The organism is Leisingera sp. CC-HEC096, assembly GCF_059429235.1.
Genome location: NZ_JCAIJS010000001.1, coordinates 3437379 through 3459136 on the forward strand (window position 1 = coordinate 3437379; position 21758 = coordinate 3459136).

22 protein-coding genes are annotated in these 21758 nt (G+C 65.1%); 11 read left to right on the forward strand and 11 right to left on the reverse strand.

Annotation, left to right across the window (positions count from 1 at the left end):
- Positions 1–44 precede the first annotated feature (44 nt).
- Positions 45–527 carry an RNA pyrophosphohydrolase gene (locus tag AC5STI_RS16610; protein WP_495447422.1) on the forward strand — a complete coding sequence of 161 codons (483 nt, stop codon included), beginning with the start codon at positions 45–47 and terminating at the stop codon, positions 525–527.
- A gap of 97 nt (positions 528–624) precedes the next feature.
- The gene (locus AC5STI_RS16615) at positions 625–1080 is read left to right on the forward strand and encodes a hypothetical protein (RefSeq protein ID WP_495447423.1); all 456 of its coding nucleotides are present in this window, start codon (positions 625–627) and stop codon (positions 1078–1080) included.
- Positions 1081–1086: 6 nt separating this feature from the next.
- Here the strand turns inward: AC5STI_RS16615 and AC5STI_RS16620 are convergent, their stop codons facing one another.
- The gene (locus AC5STI_RS16620) at positions 1087–1962 is read right to left on the reverse strand and encodes an EamA family transporter (protein ID WP_495447424.1); all 876 of its coding nucleotides are present in this window, start codon (positions 1960–1962) and stop codon (positions 1087–1089) included.
- Between the two features lie 75 nt (positions 1963–2037).
- On the opposite strand from AC5STI_RS16620, the gene AC5STI_RS16625 reads away from it, so the two are divergent.
- A complete protein-coding gene (locus AC5STI_RS16625; protein ID WP_475049618.1) occupies positions 2038–2544 on the forward strand; it encodes a MarR family winged helix-turn-helix transcriptional regulator in 507 nt (168 codons plus the stop codon).
- Positions 2545–2694: 150 nt separating this feature from the next.
- Here AC5STI_RS16625 and AC5STI_RS16630 read toward each other — a convergent pair whose 3' ends face one another.
- From AC5STI_RS16630 to AC5STI_RS16640, 3 genes are all read right to left on the reverse strand, one after another.
- Positions 2695–3687 (reverse strand): adenosine kinase, encoded by a 993-nt coding sequence (locus AC5STI_RS16630; RefSeq protein WP_490398303.1) that lies wholly within the window; start codon positions 3685–3687, stop codon positions 2695–2697.
- A 121-nt stretch (positions 3688–3808) separates the two neighbouring features.
- Complete coding sequence (gene nth / locus AC5STI_RS16635; protein WP_475049621.1) at positions 3809–4453, reverse strand: endonuclease III; 645 nt, start codon at positions 4451–4453, stop codon at positions 3809–3811.
- Positions 4454–4514: 61 nt separating this feature from the next.
- Entirely contained in the window at positions 4515–5411 is an 897-nt protein-coding gene (locus AC5STI_RS16640; protein ID WP_495447425.1) for a serine hydrolase domain-containing protein, read from the reverse strand.
- 116 nt (positions 5412–5527) lie between these two features.
- Between AC5STI_RS16640 and AC5STI_RS16645 the strand changes: the two genes are divergently transcribed.
- The 5 genes from AC5STI_RS16645 to AC5STI_RS16665 all read left to right on the forward strand — a co-directional run bounded on the left by AC5STI_RS16645 (position 5528) and on the right by AC5STI_RS16665 (position 9734).
- The gene (locus AC5STI_RS16645) at positions 5528–6397 is read left to right on the forward strand and encodes a methylated-DNA--[protein]-cysteine S-methyltransferase (RefSeq protein ID WP_495447426.1); all 870 of its coding nucleotides are present in this window, start codon (positions 5528–5530) and stop codon (positions 6395–6397) included.
- Positions 6398–6668: 271 nt separating this feature from the next.
- Entirely contained in the window at positions 6669–7358 is a 690-nt protein-coding gene (locus tag AC5STI_RS16650; protein ID WP_475049626.1) for a helix-turn-helix transcriptional regulator, read from the forward strand.
- A gap of 137 nt (positions 7359–7495) precedes the next feature.
- On the forward strand, positions 7496–8155 hold the full coding sequence (locus AC5STI_RS16655) for a YiaD family glycine zipper/OmpA-like lipoprotein (protein ID WP_475049629.1): 660 nt from the start codon (positions 7496–7498) through the stop codon (positions 8153–8155).
- A gap of 178 nt (positions 8156–8333) precedes the next feature.
- Complete coding sequence (locus tag AC5STI_RS16660) at positions 8334–8876, forward strand: NADPH-dependent FMN reductase (protein WP_475049631.1); 543 nt, start codon at positions 8334–8336, stop codon at positions 8874–8876.
- Between the two features lie 36 nt (positions 8877–8912).
- Positions 8913–9734 (forward strand): HTD2 family dehydratase, encoded by an 822-nt coding sequence (locus AC5STI_RS16665; protein ID WP_495447427.1) that lies wholly within the window; start codon positions 8913–8915, stop codon positions 9732–9734.
- Positions 9735–9957: 223 nt separating this feature from the next.
- On the opposite strand, the gene AC5STI_RS16670 is transcribed toward AC5STI_RS16665, so the two are convergent.
- Positions 9958–10998 (reverse strand): NAD(P)/FAD-dependent oxidoreductase, encoded by a 1041-nt coding sequence (locus AC5STI_RS16670; RefSeq protein ID WP_495447428.1) that lies wholly within the window; start codon positions 10996–10998, stop codon positions 9958–9960.
- A gap of 58 nt (positions 10999–11056) precedes the next feature.
- Here AC5STI_RS16670 and mnmC2 point away from each other — a divergent pair, with 58 nt between their 5' ends.
- A complete protein-coding gene (gene mnmC2 / locus AC5STI_RS16675; protein WP_495447429.1) occupies positions 11057–11725 on the forward strand; it encodes a tRNA (5-methylaminomethyl-2-thiouridine)(34)-methyltransferase MnmC2 in 669 nt (222 codons plus the stop codon).
- The gene (locus AC5STI_RS16680) at positions 11722–12630 is read left to right on the forward strand and encodes a DMT family transporter (RefSeq protein ID WP_495447430.1); all 909 of its coding nucleotides are present in this window, start codon (positions 11722–11724) and stop codon (positions 12628–12630) included. The genes mnmC2 and AC5STI_RS16680 overlap by 4 nt, the downstream gene beginning before the upstream one ends.
- Here the strand turns inward: AC5STI_RS16680 and AC5STI_RS16685 are convergent.
- A complete protein-coding gene (locus AC5STI_RS16685; protein WP_495447431.1) occupies positions 12604–14562 on the reverse strand; it encodes a lytic transglycosylase domain-containing protein in 1959 nt (652 codons plus the stop codon). The genes AC5STI_RS16680 and AC5STI_RS16685 overlap by 27 nt on opposite strands.
- Before the next feature lie 139 nt (positions 14563–14701).
- On the opposite strand from AC5STI_RS16685, the gene dapA reads away from it, so the two are divergent.
- Complete coding sequence (gene dapA, locus AC5STI_RS16690; protein ID WP_259968347.1) at positions 14702–15574, forward strand: 4-hydroxy-tetrahydrodipicolinate synthase; 873 nt, start codon at positions 14702–14704, stop codon at positions 15572–15574.
- Positions 15575–15715: 141 nt separating this feature from the next.
- Here dapA and AC5STI_RS16695 read toward each other — a convergent pair whose 3' ends face one another.
- The 5 genes from AC5STI_RS16695 to AC5STI_RS16715 all read right to left on the reverse strand — a co-directional run bounded on the left by AC5STI_RS16695 (position 15716) and on the right by AC5STI_RS16715 (position 21744).
- Positions 15716–16597 (reverse strand): sigma-70 family RNA polymerase sigma factor, encoded by an 882-nt coding sequence (locus AC5STI_RS16695; RefSeq protein ID WP_495447432.1) that lies wholly within the window; start codon positions 16595–16597, stop codon positions 15716–15718.
- Positions 16594–17055 carry a carboxymuconolactone decarboxylase family protein gene (locus tag AC5STI_RS16700; protein WP_495447433.1) on the reverse strand — a complete coding sequence of 154 codons (462 nt, stop codon included), beginning with the start codon at positions 17053–17055 and terminating at the stop codon, positions 16594–16596. Before AC5STI_RS16700 ends, AC5STI_RS16695 begins: the two co-directional genes overlap by 4 nt.
- Positions 17056–17178: 123 nt before the next feature.
- Positions 17179–18066 (reverse strand): dimethyl sulfoxide reductase anchor subunit family protein, encoded by an 888-nt coding sequence (locus AC5STI_RS16705; RefSeq protein WP_495447434.1) that lies wholly within the window; start codon positions 18064–18066, stop codon positions 17179–17181.
- Complete coding sequence (locus AC5STI_RS16710; protein ID WP_495447435.1) at positions 18066–18842, reverse strand: 4Fe-4S dicluster domain-containing protein; 777 nt, start codon at positions 18840–18842, stop codon at positions 18066–18068. Before AC5STI_RS16710 ends, AC5STI_RS16705 begins: the two co-directional genes overlap by 1 nt.
- Before the next feature lie 79 nt (positions 18843–18921).
- Positions 18922–21744, reverse strand: a complete 2823-nt coding sequence (locus AC5STI_RS16715; RefSeq protein ID WP_495447436.1) for a molybdopterin oxidoreductase family protein — start codon at positions 21742–21744, stop codon at positions 18922–18924.
- Positions 21745–21758: the final 14 nt, after the last annotated feature.

Consider the following 21758-nt stretch of genomic DNA (forward strand, 5'->3'; position numbering starts at 1 on the left):
GCAAGCGGTCTAAGGTTGTGCCAGCGTATATTGAGGAGAGCCGGATGACGCCGGAAGATATTGCCAAGCTGCCCTATCGCCCGAATGTCGGGGTGATGCTGATCAATGCCGAGGGCGCGGTGTTTGTCGGCCAGCGCAAGGACCGTTACAAGGACGCCTGGCAGATGCCGCAGGGCGGGATTGATGCCGGAGAGGACCCGCGGATAGCGGCCCTGCGTGAGCTGGAGGAAGAAACCGGCGTGGCGCCGGAGCTGGTGGAGATCATCGCCGAGAGCGATGGCTGGCTGCCTTATGACCTGCCGCACGACGTTGTGCCCAGTTTCTGGGGCGGCAAATACCGCGGGCAGGAGCAGAAGTGGTATCTGATGCGGTTCCTGGGGACCGATGATCAGGTCAATATCGAGACCGACCACCCGGAATTCTCCGCTTGGTGCTGGCAGCCGGTGGAGACCCTGGTGGAGAAGATCGTGCCCTTCAAGCGCGAGGTCTACGCGCGGGTGGTGTCTGAGTTCCGGGAGTACTTGTGAGATGGGATTGCCGGGGTTTCTTGCCGGATGTTTCGCCCGGCCGGCAGGCCGGGCAGCGCCTGGCCTGGGAGTTTTGGCCGCGGCGTTCGTTTCGGCAATGTCAGCAAGCCCCGCCGCGGCTCTTAGCTGTCTTCCGTGGGGACCTGCCGACGCCTATCTGCACGCCGCAAAGTCGGACAGCGTCTACAACGTTATCGCGGGCGAACTGCGGTTCGACGAAAGCCTGCTGCCTCAATCGCATTCGGACGATCCGAACGACACCCCGCCGCTGACCCGCATTCCGGCACAGCTCTCGGGCAAGATGCTGGAAGGCAAGTATTTCTCCGGGCGGGTCAATGTTCCGGCGGTGCTGGAGGTGGAATGCCTCGGCCCCTGGTGCGGCGGCATGACGTCCGGTGCGGATTATGTTTTGTTTGCCGAGCAGCGCGGGCAGGAGCTGATGGTCCGCGCGGCTGCCTGCGGAGGGTTTGTTTTTGCTGACAATGCCGATGTCCGGCGGCAGGTGCTGGAGTGCCACCGCGGCGGGGCCTGTGAGCCCGCCATGCCGCGGTGACGGGGGTTACTCTGCCGGGGCTGCGGCGCGTTTCGCGCGCAGCTGCAGCCGGGATTGACCAAGCCACAGACTGAACAGCGCCAGCAGCGCACCCAGCATCTGGTTGGGCGTCAGCGTTTCCCCCAGCAGCAGCCAGCCGAGGAACACCGCGGAAAGCGGGCTGAGCACACCCAGCAGCGAAACCTGCGATGGGTCGATCCGGGCCAGTCCGCGGAACCACAGGATATAGGTCAGCGCACCGCCGATCAGGCTCATATATGCGAGACCGAGTATGTTCGCGGCGGTGAAGACGGGCAGCTCCGGCACTGCCCACAGCGCAACGGGGACCAGCAGCAACCCGCCCGCGGTCAGCTGCCAGGCGGTGAAGGTGAGGGGCGGCACCGGCGGCTGCCACTTGCGGGTCAGCACCACGCCTGCGGCCATCGAAACCGCGCCGCCAAGCCCCGCAAAAACGCCCAGCGTGTCGAGCTTGGCCGCTGGTGTGAGAACCAGCAGTGCGACGCCTGCCATGCTCAGAAGGGCGGCAGCGACGGCGGCGGGGCGGATCTGCGTCTGCAGCAGCAGCGCCGACAGGAATACCACGATCAATGGCTGCACCGCGCCCAAGGTCGCGGCAACACCACCGGGCAGGCGGTAAGCCGACAGGAACAGCAGCACCCAGAACAGCGAGAAATTCAGCGCGCCCAGAACCAACAGCCGCGGCAGCCAGTTGAGCGGCGGCAGCTGGCGCACCAGCAGCAACAGCAAAAGCCCCGCAGGCAGTGCCCGCAGAAGGGCCACCACCAGCGGCGAGTGGCCGGGCAGGAGGGTCGTCGTCACGATATAGCTGCTGCCCCAAATGGCAGGGGCCAGCGCCGTCAGCAAAAGGGTCCGGATGGGCATGTGTCTCTCCTTGTCTTGAAGTCGAGATAATGCATTTTATCTTGACGTCAAGATGTAAAGGCCTAAACCAGTTGCATGGACCATGTGGATTTTATCACCCAGCAATGGGGACGAGAGCGGCCGGACCTGGATGTCACGGCCATGGGGGTTATCGGCCGGGTGGCGCGGCTGTACCTGGCTTATCAGCGGGGGATGCATAAGACCTTCGCGGAATTCGGGCTGAACGCGGCCAAGTTCGATGTGCTGGCCACCTTGCGCCGCTCCGGAGCCCCCTTCACGTTGTCACCGGGGGAACTGCTGAAAGCGACGATGGTGGCCTCCGGCACCATGACCAACCGGATTGACCGGCTGGAAGCGGACGGGCTGGTCAAGCGTGAGGTGAACCCGGAAGACAGCCGCAGTTTCCTGGTCGGACTAACGGAGGAGGGGTTTGCATTGATCGACCGTGCGGTGACAGCGCATGTGCAGACCCAGACACGGCTGCTCGCAGGGCTGAGTGCTGAGGAAGTGGAGGCCTTGACCGGGCTTCTGAGCAAGGCTCAGGCGGCAGCCGATCAATCTGAAACGGATCACCCGGGTTGAGCCTGTGATCCTGCGCGGGCTGACGCCCTTGCGTCCTGCGGACGGCGGGCGGGGCGTGGCGCGGAGCGGCAGAGCCGCTCCGCGCCACGCCCAACGGGAGAAATTGCACCGTCAGGTGCGGTTTCGACGGGCGGGAGCCGCTGGCTGCCCTTAAACCAGCCCGGCCTCTTCCAGCAGGTGCAGCACTTGGGTTTCCGGGCGCGGGCCGATGTGGCGGATCACCTCGCCCGCGCAGATGCAGCCCATCCGCGCGCAGATTTCCATGCTGCGGCCAGTGGCCATGCCAAACAGGAACCCGGCGGCAAACTGGTCGCCTGCCCCGGTGGCATCCACCGGCACAATCGTCTCGACCGGAACGTCGACCCGCACACCTTCGTTCAGCACCGTGACCCCGTCGCCGGAGCGGGTGCAGACCACCAGCGGGCAGATCGCAGCAGTCTTTGCCATCGCGTCTTCCAGGTCGCTGGTTTCGAACAGGGCGCAGATCTCGTCCTGGTTGCCGATCACGAAATCCAGCTCGTTGGCGATCAGATTCAGGAAATCGGCCCGGTGGCGTTCGACGCAGAACGGATCGGAGATCGAGATACCGACCTTGCCGCCGCCCTCGCGGCAGTCGCGTGCGGCCTCCAGGAAGGCTGTTTTGCCCTTGTCCTTGTCAAACAGGTAGCCCTCCAGGAACATGATCTGAGCATTGCCGGCGACCTCTTGCGGCACGTCTGCCGAACTCACCTCCGAGGAAATGCCCAGGTAGGTGTTCATCGAACGCTCACCGTCCGGCGACACAAAAATCATCGACCGCGAAGTTGGCAGCTCGCCGTCGGCAACCGGCGGGTTCACGAAAGCCACGCCCTCGTTGTTCATCGCATCGGCATAGAAACTTCCCAGTGCATCGTCGCGGACCCGGCCGATGAAGGCGGCCTCCAGCCCCAGCGCGCCGGCGCCGGCAATGGTGTTCGCCACAGAGCCGCCGGGGGTCAGCACCCGGTTTCCCATCGCCGCATAAAGATCCTCGCAGCGGTCGCGTTCGATCAGCTGCATGATGCCTTTTTCGATGCCCTGTTCGGCCAGGAAACTGTCCTCGCATTGCGCGATCACATCGACGACGGCGTTACCGATACCGACGAGCTGATAGGTTTTGGTCATAGGCTGCCCTCCTCGGGGAGTGTTGCGCCGGGTCCGGCGGGCTTGTCTTGAGAAACGGAAATGCCGGCTTCAGTCAGGAAACTGGCCGGCAGGGTCGCGGCTGAATATCTGCGCCTGCGGCTCACAGGTTCTTGTCCTCATACATGCAGAGGTCGCGGATCAGACAGCTGCCGCACATCGGCTTGCGCGCTTTGCAGTGGTAGCGGCCATGCAGGATCAGCCAGTGATGGGCGTGCTGCTGAAAATCGGCGGGGATATTGTCCTCTATCGCGCGTTCGACCGCATCCACGTCCTTGCCCGGCGCGATGCCGGAGCGGTTGCCGACGCGGAAGATATGGGTATCCACCGCCTGCGCGGGCTGCTTCCACCACATGTTCAGGACCACATTGGCGGTCTTGCGCCCGACACCCGGCAGGGACTGCAGTGCGGCGCGGGAATTGGGCACCTCGCCGCCGTAGTCCTCCACCAGGATCTTTGACAGCTTGATCACATTCTTGGCCTTGTTGCGGTAAAGGCCGATGGTCTTGATATGCTCGATCAGGCGTTCCTCGCCCAGGTCCAGCATTTTCTGCGGAGTGTCCGCGATTTTGAACAATTCGCGGGTTGCCTTGTTTACGCCGGCGTCTGTGGCCTGTGCCGACAGCGCCACCGCCACCACCAGCGTGTAGGCGTTGACATGCTCCAGCTCGCCCTTGGGTTCGGGCTCAGCTGCCTGGAACCGCGTGAAGATCTCGCGGAGCGTATGATAATCGAGTTGCTTGGCCATCGCGCGCCATATGTACAGGTCAGACCTTAAAGCGCAATTTATTTTGTCTCTGAAAATCCGATTACCGGGTGTTTCGCGAGGGCGGCCCGGCAACCTCCAGCGCAGCCCGCACCGCGGCGAATTCGGCGGGTGTTTCGTCACCGCCTTCGGCAAAGACCGCTGCGATCGGCCGCCCGGGTAGATCCGGGAACTGCGCCACCAGATTGGCACAGAAAGGGCCGCAGCCGGTGTGGCCGATGACGCGGCCCGCGCCCTCTGCCGTGCCGTTCATGATGCCAAGACCGTAGCCGGTCTCGAGCCACACCCGGCCGGGAATCGGGCCCGCCCGCATCTGCTGGTCCAGCATGGCCGCGCGAGCAGCGGGGCTGAGCAATTTGCCGTTCAAAAGCCCATGCAGCAGCAGAGCGGCATCCGAGGCCGTCCCGGCCAGGCAGCCGTGATAGACCCAGCCGGGGTGGTATCCGTCTGCCTCCCAGTGCAGGACTTCGAAATCCGCGGCTGTTTGGGCCAGCCAGGCGCTGAGGCCCAGGGGGCGGAGGATGTGCTGCTGCAGGATGTCCGCCAGTCCGCAGCCGTGCAGCTCTTCCAGCTGAAGGCGCAGCAGCAGATAGCCGAGGTTCGAGTACAGCCAGCCTTCACCAGGGGGATAAGCAAGCTCTGTGGCGCGGGCCTCGGCCAGAAGGCGGCTGGCGGGCCAAGGAGGCTGGCGGCCCGCGACTGCGGCCTTGTAGGCGGGCAGGGGGCCATAGTCGCGCAGGCCCGCGCGGTGCTGCAGCAGTTGCTGCGTGGTGAAAGGCCAGCCGGGCAGCGGTGCATCAAGTTCAAGCAGCCCGTTTTCAGCTGCTTGCAGGACCAGCGCTGCAATGGCCGGCTTGGTGAAGCTCCACCAGGGAAAGACGGCTTCTGGCGCGTCATCGCGCAACAGCCTTCCCGCATCGTTCAGCACTGCAATGATCATGGCCCGGCCTCCCTTTGCGAAGCTAGCACGCGGGGCGGGGGATTTCGCAAGTTCCGGGTCGAATGCCGGCCGCGCGCGCGGTACCTTGGCAATCAAGACAGCCGAAGGACACAGCGATGAACATCGAAGCGCGGGAAAACACCTATCACTACGGCGTCATGCGGCGGGCGATTGAGCTGATCGACGATGGCGGCGAGGATCTGACGCTGGAGCAGCTGGCCACTCGTATGGACATGAGCCCGGCGCATTTCCAACGGCTGTTCTCGGCCTGGGTTGGCGTCTCTCCCAAGCGCTACCAGCAGTACCTGCGGCTGGGTCATGCCAAAGCGCTGCTGCGCGACCGGTTCACCACGCTGGAGGCCTCGCACGCGGTGGGGCTGTCCGGGTCCGGGCGGCTGCACGACTTGTTCCTGCGCTGGGAGGCGATGAGCCCCGGCGAGTATGCGCGCAAGGGTGGTGGCCTGCGGATCTTCTGGGGCTGGTTCGACAGTCCTTTTGGCCTGGCCCTGGTGATGGGAACCGAAAAGGGCATCTGCGGGCTGGCCTTTGCAGCCGAAACCGGGGCAGAGCCTGCGATGGCCGATATGCGCGCGCGCTGGCCGCAGGCGGAGTTTGTTGAGGATCCAGTATATTTGCGCCCGCTGGCGGAGGCAGCCTTTGCCCAGAAGGGTGAGACCGCGCTGCACATGATCGGCGTGCCGTTGCAGATCAAGGTCTGGGAGGCGCTGCTGCGCATCCCCTCCGGCCATGTCACAACCTACTCTGAGCTGGCCCAGGCGATCGGCTCTCCCAAGGCGGTTCGGGCCGTTGGCACGGCGGTGGGGCGCAACCCGGTCAGCTGGCTGATCCCCTGCCACCGTGCCTTGCGCAAGTCCGGGGCGCTGGGAGGCTACCACTGGGGCCTGCCGGTCAAACGCGCGATGCTTGCTTACGAGGCTGCGCGGGACGAGGACAGCGCGGCGCAGGAAGTGCGCGCCGCCGGCTGAACACGCGCTCCAGGAATCCTGGGCGGGCGGGCTTGGCCGCCTGTTGCGTCTCGTGGCGCCTGCGCGCTGCCTCAAGCTCAATCTCATGCGGGGCCAATGGGCGGCGCTGGGATTCCCAGCGGTCCAGTCCCAGGGTGATCAGGACGATCCAGTCATAACTCAGCATGGGGTTTCTCCTTCTTGAGGAGGCCAGAAAACCAGAGCACTGCTGACAGGCTGTTGTCAGTGGCATGTGCTAGAGTGTCAGCAGACTGTCACTGGAGCCTGCCCCATGCCCCGCACCGGCCGCTTGTTTGAAATCATCCAGATCCTGCGCACCGCCACGGCACCGGTGCGGGCGGAGGACCTGGCGGAGGCCCTGGAGGTCAGCAAGCGCACGATCTACCGCGATATTTCAGCGCTGCAAGCGATGCGCACGCCAGTGGAGGGCGAGGCGGGGATCGGCTACATGCTGCGCAACGGCTACGACTTGCCGCCGCTGAATTTCGACGAGGAAGAGCTGGAGGCGCTGCACGTCGGCCTGGCGATGCTGATGCGCACCGGGGACGGCGCCTTGCAGAAGGCGGCACAGCGGGTGAGCCACAAGATCAAGGATGTCCATGCAACTGCCGACTGGCTGCAGGTGGCGCCCTGGGGCGCGCCGTTGGACGACCCTGAGCAGGGCTGCGTCTCCAAGGCGCTGCTGCGCCAGGCGGTGCGGGAAAGCCGCAAGCTGCAGCTCACCTACCTCAGCCCGGAGAGCGGCGAGAGCTGCCGTACCCTGCGGCCTCTGGCACTGATCTATCATATCGACTGCACCATGCTGGCGGCCTGGTGCGAACTGCGCGGAGGTTTCCGCCACTTCCGCACCGACCGGATGCTTGCGGCGGGCATACTGGAGGACGGCTTTGCCCCCGAAGCCGGTGCCTTGCGCAAACTGTGGATGGAACAGGAGGGCTGGGACTTTGCCTTTGCACCCTAAAATGCGGTGTTTACGCGGATTTTGCGCGGTATTTCGCCGAAACAGCGAGACCCTGTCTTGAGTAGGCGCGGTGCCGGCACGATATTCGTCCCGACCGCCGGGCACCGCCCGGACCTTAGAAAGCAGAAGGCAATTTGATGATGCAGATGAAACTCACCACGGCTGGTATTGTCGCCGCAGCACTGGGCCTGAGCGCCTGTACGGATCCCGCAACCGTCGGCACGCCGGGCAGCAACACCCAGAAGGGCGCAGTGCTGGGCGGCCTCATCGGTGCGGGTGTCGGTGCGATCGCCAATGACTCCGACCGTGGTCTCGGCGCGGCAACCGGTGCCCTGGTCGGTGCCGCCGCCGGCAGCGTGATCGGCAACCAGCTGGACGCGCAGGAGCGCGAGCTGCGCCAGACGCTCGCCAATGACTCGATCACCATTGTCAACACCGGCGACCGGCTGATCCTGTCGTTCCCCAATGACCTGACCTTTGCCACCGACAGCGCCGCGGTGGCCCCGGCGGTGCAGGGTGATCTGCGCCGGGTGGCCGACAGCCTCGTGCGCTACCCCAACAGCACCATCCAGGTGATTGGCCATACCGACAGCGATGGCGATGCCGGCTACAACCAGGGCCTCTCGGAGCGCCGCGCCAACGCAGTGGCCAGCCACATCCAGGCCGGCGGCGTGCCCTACCACCGCATGCGCATCATCGGCCGGGGCGAGGAGCAGCCCGTGGCCTCCAACCTGACGCCGGAGGGCAAGGCCCGTAACCGCCGCGTCGAGGTGGTGGTGATCCCGCAGGCGGCCTGATCCGGCACCTGACGGCAGTATTCGCAGCCCGTCCCAATGCGGGGCGGGCTGTTTTTTATGCGCTCCCGGCCCGATTGCCGTACCGCTGCACATAGCCTGCGCGCCGATAGCTGTTTCGTACCGGGGGCTGTCTCCTGCATGATGGGTGCACCAGAGACGCGAACAGAAGGAAACTCCTATGGCTGACCCTGTATTGCTCACCATTTCCGGCTCGCTGCGCCGCGAGGCGACCAATCGCAAGCTGCTGGCGGAGGCGGTACGGGTGTTCGGGCCCGCGTCGGTGGCAGAGGCGGATCTGAATCTGCCGCTGTATGACGGCGACGCCGAGGCGGCAGATGGTATTCCGCCCGCTGTGCAGAAGCTGGCGGATCAGATAGCAGCCGCGGATGCAGTGGTGATCTCCACCCCGGAATACAACAAGGGGCCGTCCGGTGTGCTGAAAAATGCGCTCGACTGGGTCAGCCGCACCGAGGGAAACCCCTGGGCGGACAAGCCGGTCGCGGTGATGTCGGCGGCGGCGGGCCGGGCCGGGGGCGAGCAGGCACAGGCGCTGCTGCGCGGCTTCCTGGTGCCGTTCCAGCCGCGGGTTCTGTCCGGTCCCGGGGTGCATCTGGCAGGCTCCAGCAAGGAGTTCGATGAGACCGGCAGGCTGACCAGCGAGCAGTATGAGGCGACGCTGACCAAGCTGATGCAGAAACTGCGCGCCGAGCTCGACCGCTGAGCTTGCCTTGCGGCCGGGCGCGGCTAAGGTGGCGGCATGATTTGTGATACGGCTTCCGCTCCCGCGAAGAATGTGACCGACATGATGGATCCGGCCCGGGCCGCTGCCTTTCAGGCAGCGCTGGGACGGGTTCCGGACATTGCCGCAGGCAGCGCGCTGCCGCCGTTCTTTCATCAGCTCTATTTCTGGACACCATTACCGCCGGAGGCGCTGGGCCGAGACGGCCACCCCAAGGTGGGCGGCGCCGGGCTGATTCCGGACATGGGGCTGCCGCGCCGGATGTGGGCTGGCGGACGGCTGCGGTTCGAGGGGGCTTTGCGGGCCGGGATTGCCGCAGAGAAGTCCTCGGTGCTGGAAAAAGCGGAGCAGAAGACTGGCCGCACCGGACCCTTGGGTCTGGTGACACTGCGCCATGAGATCCGCCAGGAAGGGAGGCTCTGCCTCACCGAATGGCATGACCTGGTCTACCGCGAAGACCCTGACCCCGCCGCGCCGAAACCAGTGCCGCCGGTGGCGCGGACCGATGAGACGGAAACGCGGGAGGTGTCATTCAGCTCAACCCTGCTGTTCCGTTACTCGGCGCTGACCTTCAACGGGCACCGGATCCATTATGACCTGGACTACGCCCGCGATGTTGAGGGCTACGATGGGCTGGTGGTGCATGGGCCCTTGCTGGCGCAGCATCTGATGCTGCTGGCGGAGGAAGTGATGGGACCGCTGGCGGAGTTTTCTTTCCGGGCATCCTCGCCGCTGATGCATTTCGAAAACGCAACGCTGTGCCGCAAGGGCCAGGACCTGTGGGTGCGCGGGCCGGACGGGCGGGAATGCATGCGTGCCGTGGCAGTCTCCGAAGGCTGAACCGAGGGGCTCCCGCGCCCCAAGCTGCCCTGAAAGGGCAGATTAGGGGCTTGGGCGTGGCGCCGCTGCGCGGCGCTTTCCCGCTGAGAAGCGCTTGAGGGGCAGTGCTGCCCCTCAAGGCGCCAGATCGATTTTAAGAAGCCCATTGACGCCTCAAGGGGAAACCGCGCGCCGCGCGGCGGCTGCGCCGCCCTTGACCCGACAAGGGGCCGAAGGGGCGGAGTCAGAGGTTGTCTTCGACCCGGAAGCCCTCGGGAACGCTGTCCTTGCCCTCCAGCAGCAGGTCCGCCATCACATGGGCCGCCTTGGGGGCCATGCCGAAGCCGATCTTGAAGCCTCCGTTGGCGATGTAATGGCCGCCGCGGCCGGGCCAGGCACCCAGCATCGGGGCGCGGGACTTGGCGCGGGGCCGCACCCCGGCCCAGCGTTCGATTACCTCAGCACCGTGCAGCACCGGCACCGCGGCGCGGGCGCGCTCGATCACATCGTCGAGCTGGCCATCTGTCGCTTTGCCGTCCTCGAAGTCGCGTTCGGATGTGGAACCGATGGCCAGAGTGCCGTCAGCATGCGGGATGATGTGCAGGCCGTCGGCATAAAGTTGCGGCACCTCGCCTTCGTGGAAGCGCAGCAGCGCGGCCTGACCCTTGACGCCGCCGCCGATGGTCTTGCCGAAACGCTCGTTCAGCTCCAGCAGACCTGCATAGCCCTTGGCGTGAACCACCTTGCCCTGATCGGGAGCCTCCGGTTGCACCTCGACCCCCATCACCGCCAGGGCAGAGACCAGCGCGGCGCAGGCGCGGCGCGGGTGCATGCGGGCGCTGAGGGTGTCGTGGATGATATAGCCGGTGGCACTGGGCGGCACCCAGGGGCCCAAGGATGCGGCCTCGCAAACGCGCCATTCGGCCGGGTCCTTCCAGAACTCGCGGGCGGTTTGTTCGCGCTGGCGGGCAAGCTCCAGCGTGCGATCGTCGTTGATCGGCTGCAACCGTCCGGTGCGGCCATAGCCGGGGGAGACGCCGCCGGTCGCCTCGACCTCCGCCCAGAAGCTTTCGGCCATCAGCAGGCTTTCCAGCTGGAATTGTTTCTTGGCATTCCAGTTCTCCGGCACATGCGGCGCCAGCGCGCCGACCAGCCCGCCGCTGGAGCCAGCCCCTGCGCCGAATGGGTCCACCACTTGCACCTTTGCACCGTGCCGGGCGCAGAGCCAGGCGATTGACAGGCCGAAGATGCCCGCCCCGCGCACCGTTACATCTGCCATTGCCATTTGGTATTCCTTTCGCCAGTGTCGCGCCGTTCCGGACAACCATTTAGGGGATTATAGCATGGCAGACCAGCAGGCCCGCCTCAGCTGGCGTGATGGCACCGTTCCGGTGTCGGATCAGTTCGATGATCCCTATTTCTCGATCCAGGACGGGCTGGCGGAAACGGACCATGTGTTCTTGGCGGGCAACGGTCTGCCGGACCGGTTTTCGCCGGGGTTCCGGATTGCCGAACTGGGCTTTGGCACTGGTCTCAATATGCTGGCCGCCTGGCGCGCCTGGGAGGCGGCAGGGCAGGCGGCGCCGCTGCGCTTTACCAGTTTCGAGGCCTTTCCGATGGCGCCCGCCGACATGGCCAAGGCGCTGGAGGCGTTTCCGGCGGTCGCTCCGTGGGCAGAGCGGTTTCTGGCCAAGTGGCAGGGCACCGGGGCTTGCGATCTGGGCAGCCTGCAACTGGAGGTGATCCAGGGCGACGCCCGGATGTCGCTGCCGGAGTGGACAGGGCAGGCGGATGCCTGGTTTCTGGACGGGTTTTCGCCGGCCAAGAACCCCGAGCTGTGGGAGGAGGCCCTCATGGCCCAGGTGGCCGCGCACACCGCGCCGGGCGGAACAGCTGCGACCTATACCGCGGCGGGCTTTGTGCGCCGCGGGCTGGAGGCGGCAGGATTCGAAGTGGCCCGCATTCCCGGCCACGGGCGCAAGCGGCATATGACAAAGGCGGTACTGCGATGAGCATGGTTCCACAGGCCAAAAGCCTGCCCCAGCCCCGGGTGCAGCAGAACAACGTGCCGCTGGGCATCCTGCTGATGATCGGCGCGACCATTGTCTTTGCCCTGCAGGACGGTATCTCGCGCCACCTGGCCGGCACCTATAACACCTACATGGTCGTCATGGTGCGCTACTGGTTCTTTGCCGCCTTTGTGGTGTTCCTGGCAGCACGTGCGCCGGGCGGGATAAAGGAGGCCGCCCGTACCGATCAGCTTTGGCTGCAGATCTTCCGCGGTGTTCTGCTGGTCGGTGAAATTTGCGTAGCGGTCTACGGCTTCACCATTCTCGGCCTGATCGAAAGCCAAGCCGTTTTCATTTGCTATCCGCTGCTGGTGGCTGCACTCAGCGGCCCGGTGCTGGGCGAGAGCGTCGGCTGGCGGCGGTGGGCGGCGATCGGGGTCGGCCTGATCGGCGTGCTGATAATCCTGCAGCCGGGCATGGGCGTGTTCAATCCGGCGGCGGTGATCCCTTTCATCTCGGCACTGATGTTCGCCGTCTACGGTCTGGTGACCCGCTATGCCGCCCGCAAGGACAGCACCGCCACCAGCTTCTTCTGGACCGGGGTTGCCGGCATGGTCTTCATGACCGCCATCGGCATCTGGTTCTGGGAGCCGATGAGCCAGCGGGACTGGTTCTGGATGGCCCTTCTGTGCGTCTCCGGCGTGACCGGCCACTGGCTGCTGATCAAATGCTACGAGATGGCCGAGGCCAGCGCGGTGCAGCCCTTTGCCTATTTCCACCTGATCTGGGCGGCGATGCTGGGCATGGCGGTGTTCGGTGAAGTGATCCGCACCAATGTGGCCATCGGTGCGGGGGTCATCATCGCGGCGGGGCTGTTCACCCTATGGCGCGAACGCGTGAAGCGTTGAGCCGCTCAATTCCTGTGAAAACGGAATGGGCAGCGGTGTCTTACCCAGGCGGGCGCGGTAGACCGGCAGGCTTTCGGTGACCCGCATCACGTAGTTGCGGGTCTCGTTGAAGGGGATGTGCTCGATCCAGTCGACAATGTCCGGGCCGCCGCCGCGCGGATCGCCATAGCGTTCCATCCAGGCCGAAGGGCGGTGCGGCCCGGCGTTGTAACCCGCCGCCATCATCACAACGTTGCCGCGGAACTTGCCCGCCAGGCCGGCCAGGTAATTCGCCCCCAGCTTGGCGTTGTAGTCCCACTCCGCGGTCAGGCGCGAGGTGTTGTGGCCCGCCAGGATGCCCAGCTCGGTCGCCACCAGTTTCGCGGTGGCAGGCATCACCTGCATCAGCCCGCGCGCGCCGGCATGGCTGACCACCGCCGGGTCGAACTCGCTTTCGCGCCGGGCAATCGCCAAGGTCATTTCTTCGGCCATCGGCAGCTGCCGCCTGGCAACGGGGTGCAGCGGGTAATAAGCGCCCTCCAGCTCCACTCCGCCGCGGGCGGCACGTTTGGCAATCATCACCGCCAGGTGCGGCTGGTTCAGCTCCACCGCCATCTGCCCCAGCTGGCGCGCCTGCACCGGCGGCAGGTCCTCGACCAGATGAGTAAGGAAGCGTTCGGCCAGCGCCAGATCATCCGCCTTGAGCAGCAGCAAACCAGCCTCGGCCACTGAGGACTTCATGAAGCCCGCGGACCGCCAATCCGGCAGCGGTGCAGGTTTCACCAGCGCCGGGTCAAAGGGCCGGCCCAGTTTCTCGGCCGCCAGCAGCCCATAGAAAGACGTCTGATATTCTGCCCCCTTGGCATAGGCTTCATGCGCCTTGTCGGCCTCACCCATCGCCGCATATGCGCGGCCCAGCCAGTAACCGCCGCGGCCGATCGAGATCGGAGTTTCGACCGAGGCAAGGAAACGCTCAAAATGCATTGCGGCGAGTTCCGGGTCGCGCAGCTTTTGCAGGGCGATGTAGCCGGCCAGCCATTCGCAATCGGAATAGCCATAGCCGTCCGCGGGGGTAGAGAAGTGATAGGCCGCCAGCTGATAGGCCCGCTCATGATCGCCGTCCCGCATCACCTGCCGCGCCAGATCGCGGCGGCGGCGCAGCCATTTGCCGGGTTCGCCCAGGCTTTCGGCGCTGGTGCTGCGGTCCATCATCATGGCAATGGCACTGTCCTGCAGCCGCTTGCGGTCGCGCCAGGCAAACCGGTCATAGGCGAGGCCCGCCGATCCCTGCAGCCGGTCTGGAATGGCCTCGATCTTTGCATCAACGCCGGGCGCGCGCTCCTGCAGGGCGATGCGCGCCTCCGCCAGCTTGCGCTCGCCCTCGGGCACCAGGGGCAGCATCCGCTTGGAGCTGACAAGGTGTTCCTCCCACAACAGCCGGTCCAGCCGCGCGGTGTGATGCGGCTTCAGCAGTTTGGCGAAGTCGCGCAGAAACAGATCCTGTATCGCGCTGCCCATCGCCATAGTGCGCCAGGCCAGCACGATCTCCGCCTCACCATCGCCGCGCCGCCCATCGTCAATCAGCGCCTTGCCCAGGCTCAGCGCGCCCTCGGCGGTCTGCGGCCGCGCGTCCGCATAAAACGCCAGGATGGTCTCGCGGCCGGTGGCGGCAATCACGTCCTCATTCTGGCGCCGCAGATAAGCCAGCCCCGGCCAGTCCGGGCGCCGCTGCAAAAACGCCATCACATCGCCCGCCGACCCCAGCCCGGCACGCAGCCGGTGCCATTCGATGACATCGCGTGCAACGCTCCGCTGTGCCCCGGCCTCGCGGGCGGCCCTGTCCCATTTCTCGGACCGCATCAGCTCCAGCGCGGTGCCAAGATCGCGCGCCTGCGCGGGTGTTCCGGGCAGAGCCGCGGATATCAGCAGAATAAGGGCCAGGATGCGTGTCATCTCTTGCATTTTCCAGCGGTCCGGGGATAGAGGCTTGAACGTTACTCATTGGCGTGCCGGTATCAACTCAAATCACTGGCATTCCGTATCTTGACGGCGGCGGATTGCCGCCTGCACCTGCAGCAAAGGGAGCGTGCCCATGTTCAAAGGCTCTATGCCAGCACTCGTCACCCCGTTTTCGAACGGCGAGCTGGATCTGGATGCGCTCAAACGCTTGGTGGAATGGCAGATTGCCGAGGGCTCCAGCGCCCTGGTGCCGGTCGGCACGACCGGTGAAAGCCCGACACTGACCCACGAGGAGCATGAAACCGTCATCGCCGAAGTGGTCAAGGCCGCAGCAGGCCGGGTGCCGGTTATTGCCGGTGCGGGCTCCAACAACACCGTCGAGATGATTCGCTTCGTGGAATTCGCGGAGAAGGTCGGCGCCGATGCGGCCCTGGTTGTGACGCCCTACTACAACAAGCCGACCCAGCGCGGCATGGTGCAGCATTTCACCGCGGCTCACGATTGTGCCGGAATTCCGATCATCATCTACAACATCCCCGGCCGTTCGGTTGTCGATATGACGCCTGCGACCATGGGCGAGCTGGCCAAGCTGCCGCGCATCGCGGGTGTGAAGGACGCAACCGGCGATCTGGCCCGCGTCAGCCAGCAGCGTGCCTCTTGCGGTGCGGATTTCATCCAGCTGTCCGGCGAGGATGCCACTGCACTGGGCTTCAACGCCCACGGTGGCGTCGGCTGTATCTCGGTGACCGCAAACGTGGCGCCCAAGCTCTGCGCAGAGTTCCAGGCCGCGACCCTGGCAGGCGACTATGCCAAGGCGCTGGAGTATCAGGACAAGCTGATGCCGCTGCATGAGGCGATCTTCATCGAGCCCGGCCTGGCCGGTGCAAAATACGGCCTGTCGAAACTCGGCATGTGCAGCGAAGAAGTCCGCTCGCCGCTGACCACTCTGGAAGACAGCACCAAGGCGGCGATCGACGCTGCCATGGTCCACGCCGGCCTGCTCTGATCTCAGGCGTATTCAGAAATTGCCGGGCGGCCTCCTCACGGAGCGCCGCCCGCTTTCTTTCCGGGATCCTCTGTTCATCTGGCTGAAAATATCCCGGGGTGAATTGGCCCCTTAAGGCCAAGAGGGGCTGGCCCCTCCTGCCTACTTCAGCGTGTCCGCCAGATGCCGCATCTTGTCCGGGTTGCGCGTTACATAAATGCGGACAATCCGCCCGTTCCGGACTTCCAGCGCTATCGCCTGAAGAATTCCGTCCGGTTCGCGGCTGAGAATGGCAGGCAGGCCGTTCAGCTGGCACAGCCGCCAGCGGTCCGGCAGGATGCGCCCTGCTTTGCGGGCCAGCCCCTCGCACAGCCGCAGCACCCGTTCCAGCCCGTAAATCGGGTTCAGCGTGGCCATCGCCTTGCCGCCGCCGTCGGAGATCAGCTGCACATCCTGTGCCAGCAGCTGCGTCAGCGCCGCGGTGTCTCCGGTTTTGGACGCGCGAAAAAAGGCTTCGGCCAAGTCCCGCCCCTGATCCGGGTCGGCAGGCGCCTGCGGCCGGAGCTGCTGGACTTTGCGCCGTGCCCGGGCGGCCAGCTGCCGGCAAGCATCGGGGCTGCGGTTCAGCGCGGCACCGATTTCGCCGTAGGCGCTGTCAAAAATGTCATGCAGCAGAAAGGCGGCGCGCTCCAGCGGCGAGAGGGTTTCCAGAGCCAGAAGCAGCGCAACCGAGACGTCGTGATCGAGCTGCTCAGTCGCGTCTTCGGTCAGCAGCGGCTCGGGCAGCCATTCGCCGGGATAAGTCTCGCGCCGGGCGCGGGCGGACTTCAGCTGGTCCAGGCACAGCCGTGTGGTTATCCGCATCAAATAGCCTGTGGCGTCCTTCACCTCTGCCTGCGGTGCCGTCTGCCAGCGCAGGTAGGCGTCCTGCAGGATGTCCTCGGCGTCGCTGACGGTGCCCAGCATGCGGTAGGCGGCCGCGAATAATCGCGGCCGCGCGGTCAGGAACGCATCGGTTCCGTCATTTAGTGCAGGTGCAGTCACGCGGCATTGGCCTCCTGCGCGGCAGGATGCGGGGTGCGGAAGCCGATTGCAATCCGGTTCCAGGCGTTGATCGCGCTGACCAGCAGCGTCAGAACCACCTGCTCTCGCGGGGAGAACAGCTGCGCAACGGCCTCGTAATCCGCGTCCGGTGCACCGCTGGTTTCCACCCGGGTGAGCGCCTCAGTCCAGGCCAGGGCGGCGCGTTCGCGGTCCGAGTAGAGGCTGGACTCGCGCCACGCATTCAAAAGCTGCATCCGGTCTTCGCTTTCGCCATGGGCGCGCAGGTCGTGGCTGTGCATGTGGATGCAAAAAGCGCAGGCGTTGATCTGCGAGGCGCGCAGTTTCACCAGCTCCACCAGGCTGTGCTCCAGGCCGCTGTCCTTGAACAGGTTTTCCTGCTCCAGCATCGGTTTAAAGAGGTCGGGGGCGACGGCGAAAGTGTCGAGGCGCGGGGTCATCAATCTGTTCCTTTCTGATGGCTTCAGGAACAGGACGAGGCAGCGGGGCGGTTTGTGACATGCTGCCTGAAAAAATGCTGAAAAAAAGTTCCGGGGCACCTGGGACTGGCGCCCCGGATCGTGTCAGCGTTTGCCGTAGTAGAGGCCGACCACATGTTCGGCCTGGGCAAAGAACAGCCAGCGCGAGACGGCAACGCCTGCGAGGTGGGAGAGCACTGCAAGGGCTGCAAACAGATGTTTGACCGCAAAACCCTGCACCGGCGTCAGGATCAGCAGCAGCGGCAGCGCAAAGCCGAGGGCAAAGGCAATGATCCGCAGCTTCTGCGCGTGCTTGCGGCCCACCACATGGACAAACTCGCGCAAGAGGTAGTTGGAACCGGTATGCGGCGGCTCAAAGGCCCGCACCGCGCCGCGGTCCCCCAGGCCGGTGGCCGTGCCGAGATTGGTTCCGGAGTTTTCCAGCGCCCGGTCGCCCTTGGCCCAGTAGGCCAGCTGCACCGCGCCTGCGATGGCAAGCAGCCACGGGGCCAAATCCTCTGCGCCTGCCAGCAGCGCGCCGCCGGCCAGGCTGAAGGAGAGGAACACCGCGGGCGTCAGCTCCATGTTCCACCGTGGGATGGTCTTGAGCTGGGTGTAGATCATCGAGGTGGTGAAGACGGTGGCGAGGCTCAGGCCTGCACCGATCCAGCCGAGAGGTGTCCAATGGCTGTTCAGGAAGACCGCGCCGAGCGCGTATAGGCCCATGACAATCAGCGCCGCAACAGCACAAATGCCCTCGCGGGACAGCCAGCTGGTCCTCCACTGGGTGAGCGCCCGCCAGGCCCGCTCCGGGCGGCCCAGGTGGAAGGTAGAGGCCAGCAGCCCGCCCACGGCCAGCGCGTAGGCGATGGCATAGAATACAAAGGCCACTGCGCCGGTCACTGCGGGCTGGCCAAGGCCGAGAAAGAACAGCAGGCCAAAACCCAGGCCGGAGAGGGTGGTGAACAATATGACGGATGGTGCGGGATGCATCAGTTCGCTCCTCCCGAAGATTGCCCCGGAAGCTTGTCGAGCGCCTTGTCCAGCCAGCCCAGAAACCCCTGCGGCTCTTCGGCAACAGGTGCCAGCAGCGGGGCGAGGATGTCGATCTGATCCTCGATCCTGTCCTTGGGCCGGGGCGGCAGATATTTGTTGACCGGTTTGGTGCCCATTTCCGGCATCAGATCCATGCCGCCGCGCTCTGCCACCAGTTTGGAGACATCGCTGTCCGGGTCGCCCAGATCGCCGAAGTGGCGGGCACCCGCCGGGCAGGTCCGCACGCAGGAGGGGATGCGGTCCACCTCCGGCAGGTTCTCGTTATAGATCCGGTCGACGCACAGGGTGCATTTCTTCATCACACCCTCCGCCAGGTCCAGTTCCCGCGCGCCGTAGGGGCAGGACCAGGCGCACAGGCCGCAGCCTATGCAGTGATCCTCGTTCACCAGCACGATGCCGTCCTCAGCACGCTTGTAGCTGGCGCCGGTGGGGCAGACGGTGACACATGGCGCGTCTTCACAGTGCAGGCAGGACTTGGGGAAGTGGATCAGCTGGGCATGGCCCTGCTCCGGCTGGACCTCATAAGAATGGACCCGGTTCAGGAACGTGCCCGAGGGATCGCCGCCATAGGGGTCCTGATCGCTCAGCGGCGCACCGTAGTTTTCGGTGTTCCAGCCCTTGCAGGAGATCACACAGGCATGGCAGCCAACGCAGGTGTCCAGGTCGATGACCAGGCCCATCTTGCGGTCTGTCTTGGCGGGAAGCTCAGTCATTGCGTACCCCCAGTGCAGAGTGCGGAGCCAAGAAAATTCCAATTTTCTTGGCAATTTTCTTCGAAGAAAATTGCTCCCATCATTTGCCGACCTTCCATTTCAGTTCCTCAGGGCCGGTGCCAACCGGCGACTTCTGCGCCGGGAAGGCTGGCTGGCTTTCCTGCAGGCTGTCCGGGGCGGCGGCTTTTTCGATTCTGACTTTGAGGTCGAACCAGGCCGCTTGGCCGGTGATCGGGTCAGAGTTGGCCCACCGCATACCGTCGCCCTTGGGCGGCAGCAGTTCGTGTATCAGATGATTGAGCAAGAATCCCTTGGTGGCCTCCGGCGCGTCTTCTTCCAGCGCCCAGGCACCCTTGCGCTTGCCGATGGCGTTCCAGGTCCAGACGGTGTTTTCGTTGAGCGCCGCCATCTCCATCACCGGCACAGTGATCTCGCCATGCGGTGAGGTGACCTTAGCCCAGTCGCCGTCCTGCAGCCCGTGCTCCCGCATCAGCTTGGTCGGCACATATAGCGGATTGCGGCCATGCAGCTGGCGCAGCCAGGCGTTCTGGGTGCCCCAGGAGTGGTACATTGCCATCGGCCGCTGGGTCAGCGCGTTGACGGTGAAGCCCTCGTTGCCCTGCTGGTCGGTCTCGTACCAGATCGGCAATGGGTCCATCACGTCCTTGACCCGCTGGCGCAGGTGCTCCGGCGGCTGCCGCTCGCCGTGGCCTTCGGCGGCGAGCTGGAACTTGCGCATCGGCTCGGCGTAAAGCTGGAACAGATAGGGCTGCGGGCTGTCAAAGAGCCCCATTCCCACCGCCCAGTCCTGATAGGCGGCATTCCAGGGCTTGTAGTAGTCCGCGCCTTCCGGGATATGCGCCACGTAGAAACCGCCGTTTTTGATATAGCGGTTCAGCTGGTCCGGGTTCACCTCGCCACGGCCTTCCTTGTCGCCGTTTTCCCCGCGGAAGCCTGCCAGCGGGCCGATGCCGGGCTTGCGCTCGTGGTTGACGATGTAGTCGGCGTAATCCTTCCACTTGGGGCTGCCGTCATCGTTGGTGAAGCCCGGCAGGCTCATCCGGTTGGCCAGCTCGATCAGCACGGATTGGAAACCGCGCACGTCCCGGTCGGGCTCGATCACCGGCCAGCGGATCGCATCGGCGGCCGCATCCGCCTCGCAGATCGGACGGTCCAGCAGCGAAATGCAATCGTGGCGTTCCAGATAGGTGGTGTCAGGCAGGATCAGATCGGCATAGGCAACCATCTCCGACGAGTAGGCGTCGGAGTAGATGATGTGCGGGATCATGTAGCCGCCGTCGTCGTTGCGGGCGCTCAGCATCTCCATCACGCCCTTGGTGTTCATCGAGGAGTTCCACGACATGTTGGCCATGTACATGAACAGCGTGTCGATCTTGTACGGATCGCCCGCATGGGCGTTGGAGATCACCATGTGCATCAGCCCGTGCGCCGACATCGGGTTTTCCCAGGTGAACGCCTTGTCGATACGCTGCGGCTTGCCGTTTTCGTCCAGCAGCAGATCCTCAGGGCCGCGCGGGAAGCCCAGATGCGGGCCATCCAGCGGGCGGCCGGGTCGGCGGTCGCCGTGCGGGGTGGGGTGGGCCTCAACCGGTTTGGGGTAGGGCGGTTTAAAGCGGAAGCCCCCGGGCACCTCAACGGTGCCCAGAAGGATCTGCAGCACATGCAGCGCGCGGCAGGTCTGGAAGCCGTTGGCGTGCGCCGACACCCCGCGCATCGCGTGCATCGACACCGGGCGGCCGGTCATCTTGCTGTGTTTCTCGCCGCGGAAGTCGGTCCATTCGACGTCCAGCTCAAACGCCTCGTCAAAGGCGACGCGGGCCAGTTCGCCGGCGATGGCGCGGATGCGCTTGGCGGGAATGCCGCATCGGCCGGCAATAGCCTCGGGCGCGTAGTCCGGCGACAGATACCGCTCTGCCATCAGGTGGAAGACCGGGCGGTGGGTGACGCCGTCCTTCTCGTAAACCGCGGTCAGGTCCGGGCGCACGCCGGGCTGGTCAAAGGGCGTGAGCTCGCCGGTGTTGCGGTCGATCACCAGCATCTTGCCGTCACCGTCGCGCAGGAACAGGCCCTTGTCCGGGCCTTCGGAGGCGTTGATCAGCACCGGCGCGTTGGTGTAGCGGCTGAGGTAGTCGAGGTCGATCTTCCCCGCCTTCATCAGCACGTGGATCAGCGACAGGATGAACAGCCCGTCGGTGCCCGGGGTGATGCCGACCCAGTCATCCGCCACCGCATTATAGCCGGAGCGGATCGGATTGACGCCGATCACCCGCGCGCCGCGCTTCTTGATCTTGCCGATGCCCATCTTGATCGGGTTGGAGTCATGGTCCTCGGCGACACCGAACAGCATGAACAGCTTGGTGTGCTCCCAGTCGGGCTGGCCGAATTCCCAGAACGCGCCGCCCATGGTGTAGATCCCGGCGGTCGCCATGTTAACCGAGCAGAAGCCGCCGTGGGCGGCGTAGTTCGGAGTGCCGAAGTTCTGCGCCCAGAAGCTGGTGAAGCTCTGGCTCTGGTCGCGCCCGGTGAAGAAGGCCAGTTTTTGCGGTGCGGTTTCGTGCAGCTCATTCAGCCAGCCGACGGCGGTGCTGATCGCCTCGTCCCAGGAAATCTCCCGGAACTCGCCGGATCCGCGCGGCCCCACCCGCTTGAGCGGGGCGCGCAGCCGCGACGGTGCGTTCACCTGCATGATCCCCGCAGACCCCTTGGCGCACAGGACACCCTTGTTCACCGGGTGATCGCGGTTGCCCTCGATATAGGCGACTTTACCATCCTTCATGTGCACATTGATGCCGCAGCGGCAGGCGCACATGTAGCAGGTGGTTTTCCGCACCTCATCGGATACAGGGGGGGACGTGTCCACCCGGGGTTGCTGGAATGTCATCTGGCCTCCCTTCT

Bases quoted from the DNA above. Each gene is read 5' to 3' on its own strand.
- AC5STI_RS16670 (WP_495447428.1), bottom strand. From the start codon at position 10,998: ATGGCAATGGCAGATGTAACGGTGCGCGGGGCGGGCATCTTCGGCCTG.
- nth (WP_475049621.1), bottom strand. From the start codon at position 4,453: ATGGCCAAGCAACTCGATTATCATACGCTCCGCGAGATCTTCACGCGG.
- AC5STI_RS16640 (WP_495447425.1), bottom strand. From the start codon at position 5,411: ATGATCATTGCAGTGCTGAACGATGCGGGAAGGCTGTTGCGCGATGAC.
- AC5STI_RS16680 (WP_495447430.1), top strand. From the start codon at position 11,722: ATGAGCATGGTTCCACAGGCCAAAAGCCTGCCCCAGCCCCGGGTGCAG.
- AC5STI_RS16660 (WP_475049631.1), top strand. From the start codon at position 8,334: ATGGCTGACCCTGTATTGCTCACCATTTCCGGCTCGCTGCGCCGCGAG.
- AC5STI_RS16685 (WP_495447431.1), bottom strand. From the start codon at position 14,562: ATGACACGCATCCTGGCCCTTATTCTGCTGATATCCGCGGCTCTGCCC.
- AC5STI_RS16715 (WP_495447436.1), bottom strand. From the start codon at position 21,744: ATGACATTCCAGCAACCCCGGGTGGACACGTCCCCCCCTGTATCCGAT.
- AC5STI_RS16665 (WP_495447427.1), top strand. From the start codon at position 8,913: ATGATTTGTGATACGGCTTCCGCTCCCGCGAAGAATGTGACCGACATG.
- dapA (WP_259968347.1), top strand. From the start codon at position 14,702: ATGTTCAAAGGCTCTATGCCAGCACTCGTCACCCCGTTTTCGAACGGC.
- AC5STI_RS16700 (WP_495447433.1), bottom strand. From the start codon at position 17,055: ATGACCCCGCGCCTCGACACTTTCGCCGTCGCCCCCGACCTCTTTAAA.
- AC5STI_RS16645 (WP_495447426.1), top strand. From the start codon at position 5,528: ATGAACATCGAAGCGCGGGAAAACACCTATCACTACGGCGTCATGCGG.
- AC5STI_RS16620 (WP_495447424.1), bottom strand. From the start codon at position 1,962: ATGCCCATCCGGACCCTTTTGCTGACGGCGCTGGCCCCTGCCATTTGG.
- mnmC2 (WP_495447429.1), top strand. From the start codon at position 11,057: ATGGCAGACCAGCAGGCCCGCCTCAGCTGGCGTGATGGCACCGTTCCG.
- AC5STI_RS16705 (WP_495447434.1), bottom strand. From the start codon at position 18,066: ATGCATCCCGCACCATCCGTCATATTGTTCACCACCCTCTCCGGCCTG.
- AC5STI_RS16625 (WP_475049618.1), top strand. From the start codon at position 2,038: ATGGACCATGTGGATTTTATCACCCAGCAATGGGGACGAGAGCGGCCG.
- AC5STI_RS16655 (WP_475049629.1), top strand. From the start codon at position 7,496: ATGATGCAGATGAAACTCACCACGGCTGGTATTGTCGCCGCAGCACTG.
- AC5STI_RS16710 (WP_495447435.1), bottom strand. From the start codon at position 18,842: ATGACTGAGCTTCCCGCCAAGACAGACCGCAAGATGGGCCTGGTCATC.
- AC5STI_RS16610 (WP_495447422.1), top strand. From the start codon at position 45: ATGACGCCGGAAGATATTGCCAAGCTGCCCTATCGCCCGAATGTCGGG.
- AC5STI_RS16630 (WP_490398303.1), bottom strand. From the start codon at position 3,687: ATGACCAAAACCTATCAGCTCGTCGGTATCGGTAACGCCGTCGTCGAT.
- AC5STI_RS16650 (WP_475049626.1), top strand. From the start codon at position 6,669: ATGCCCCGCACCGGCCGCTTGTTTGAAATCATCCAGATCCTGCGCACC.
- AC5STI_RS16615 (WP_495447423.1), top strand. From the start codon at position 625: ATGTCAGCAAGCCCCGCCGCGGCTCTTAGCTGTCTTCCGTGGGGACCT.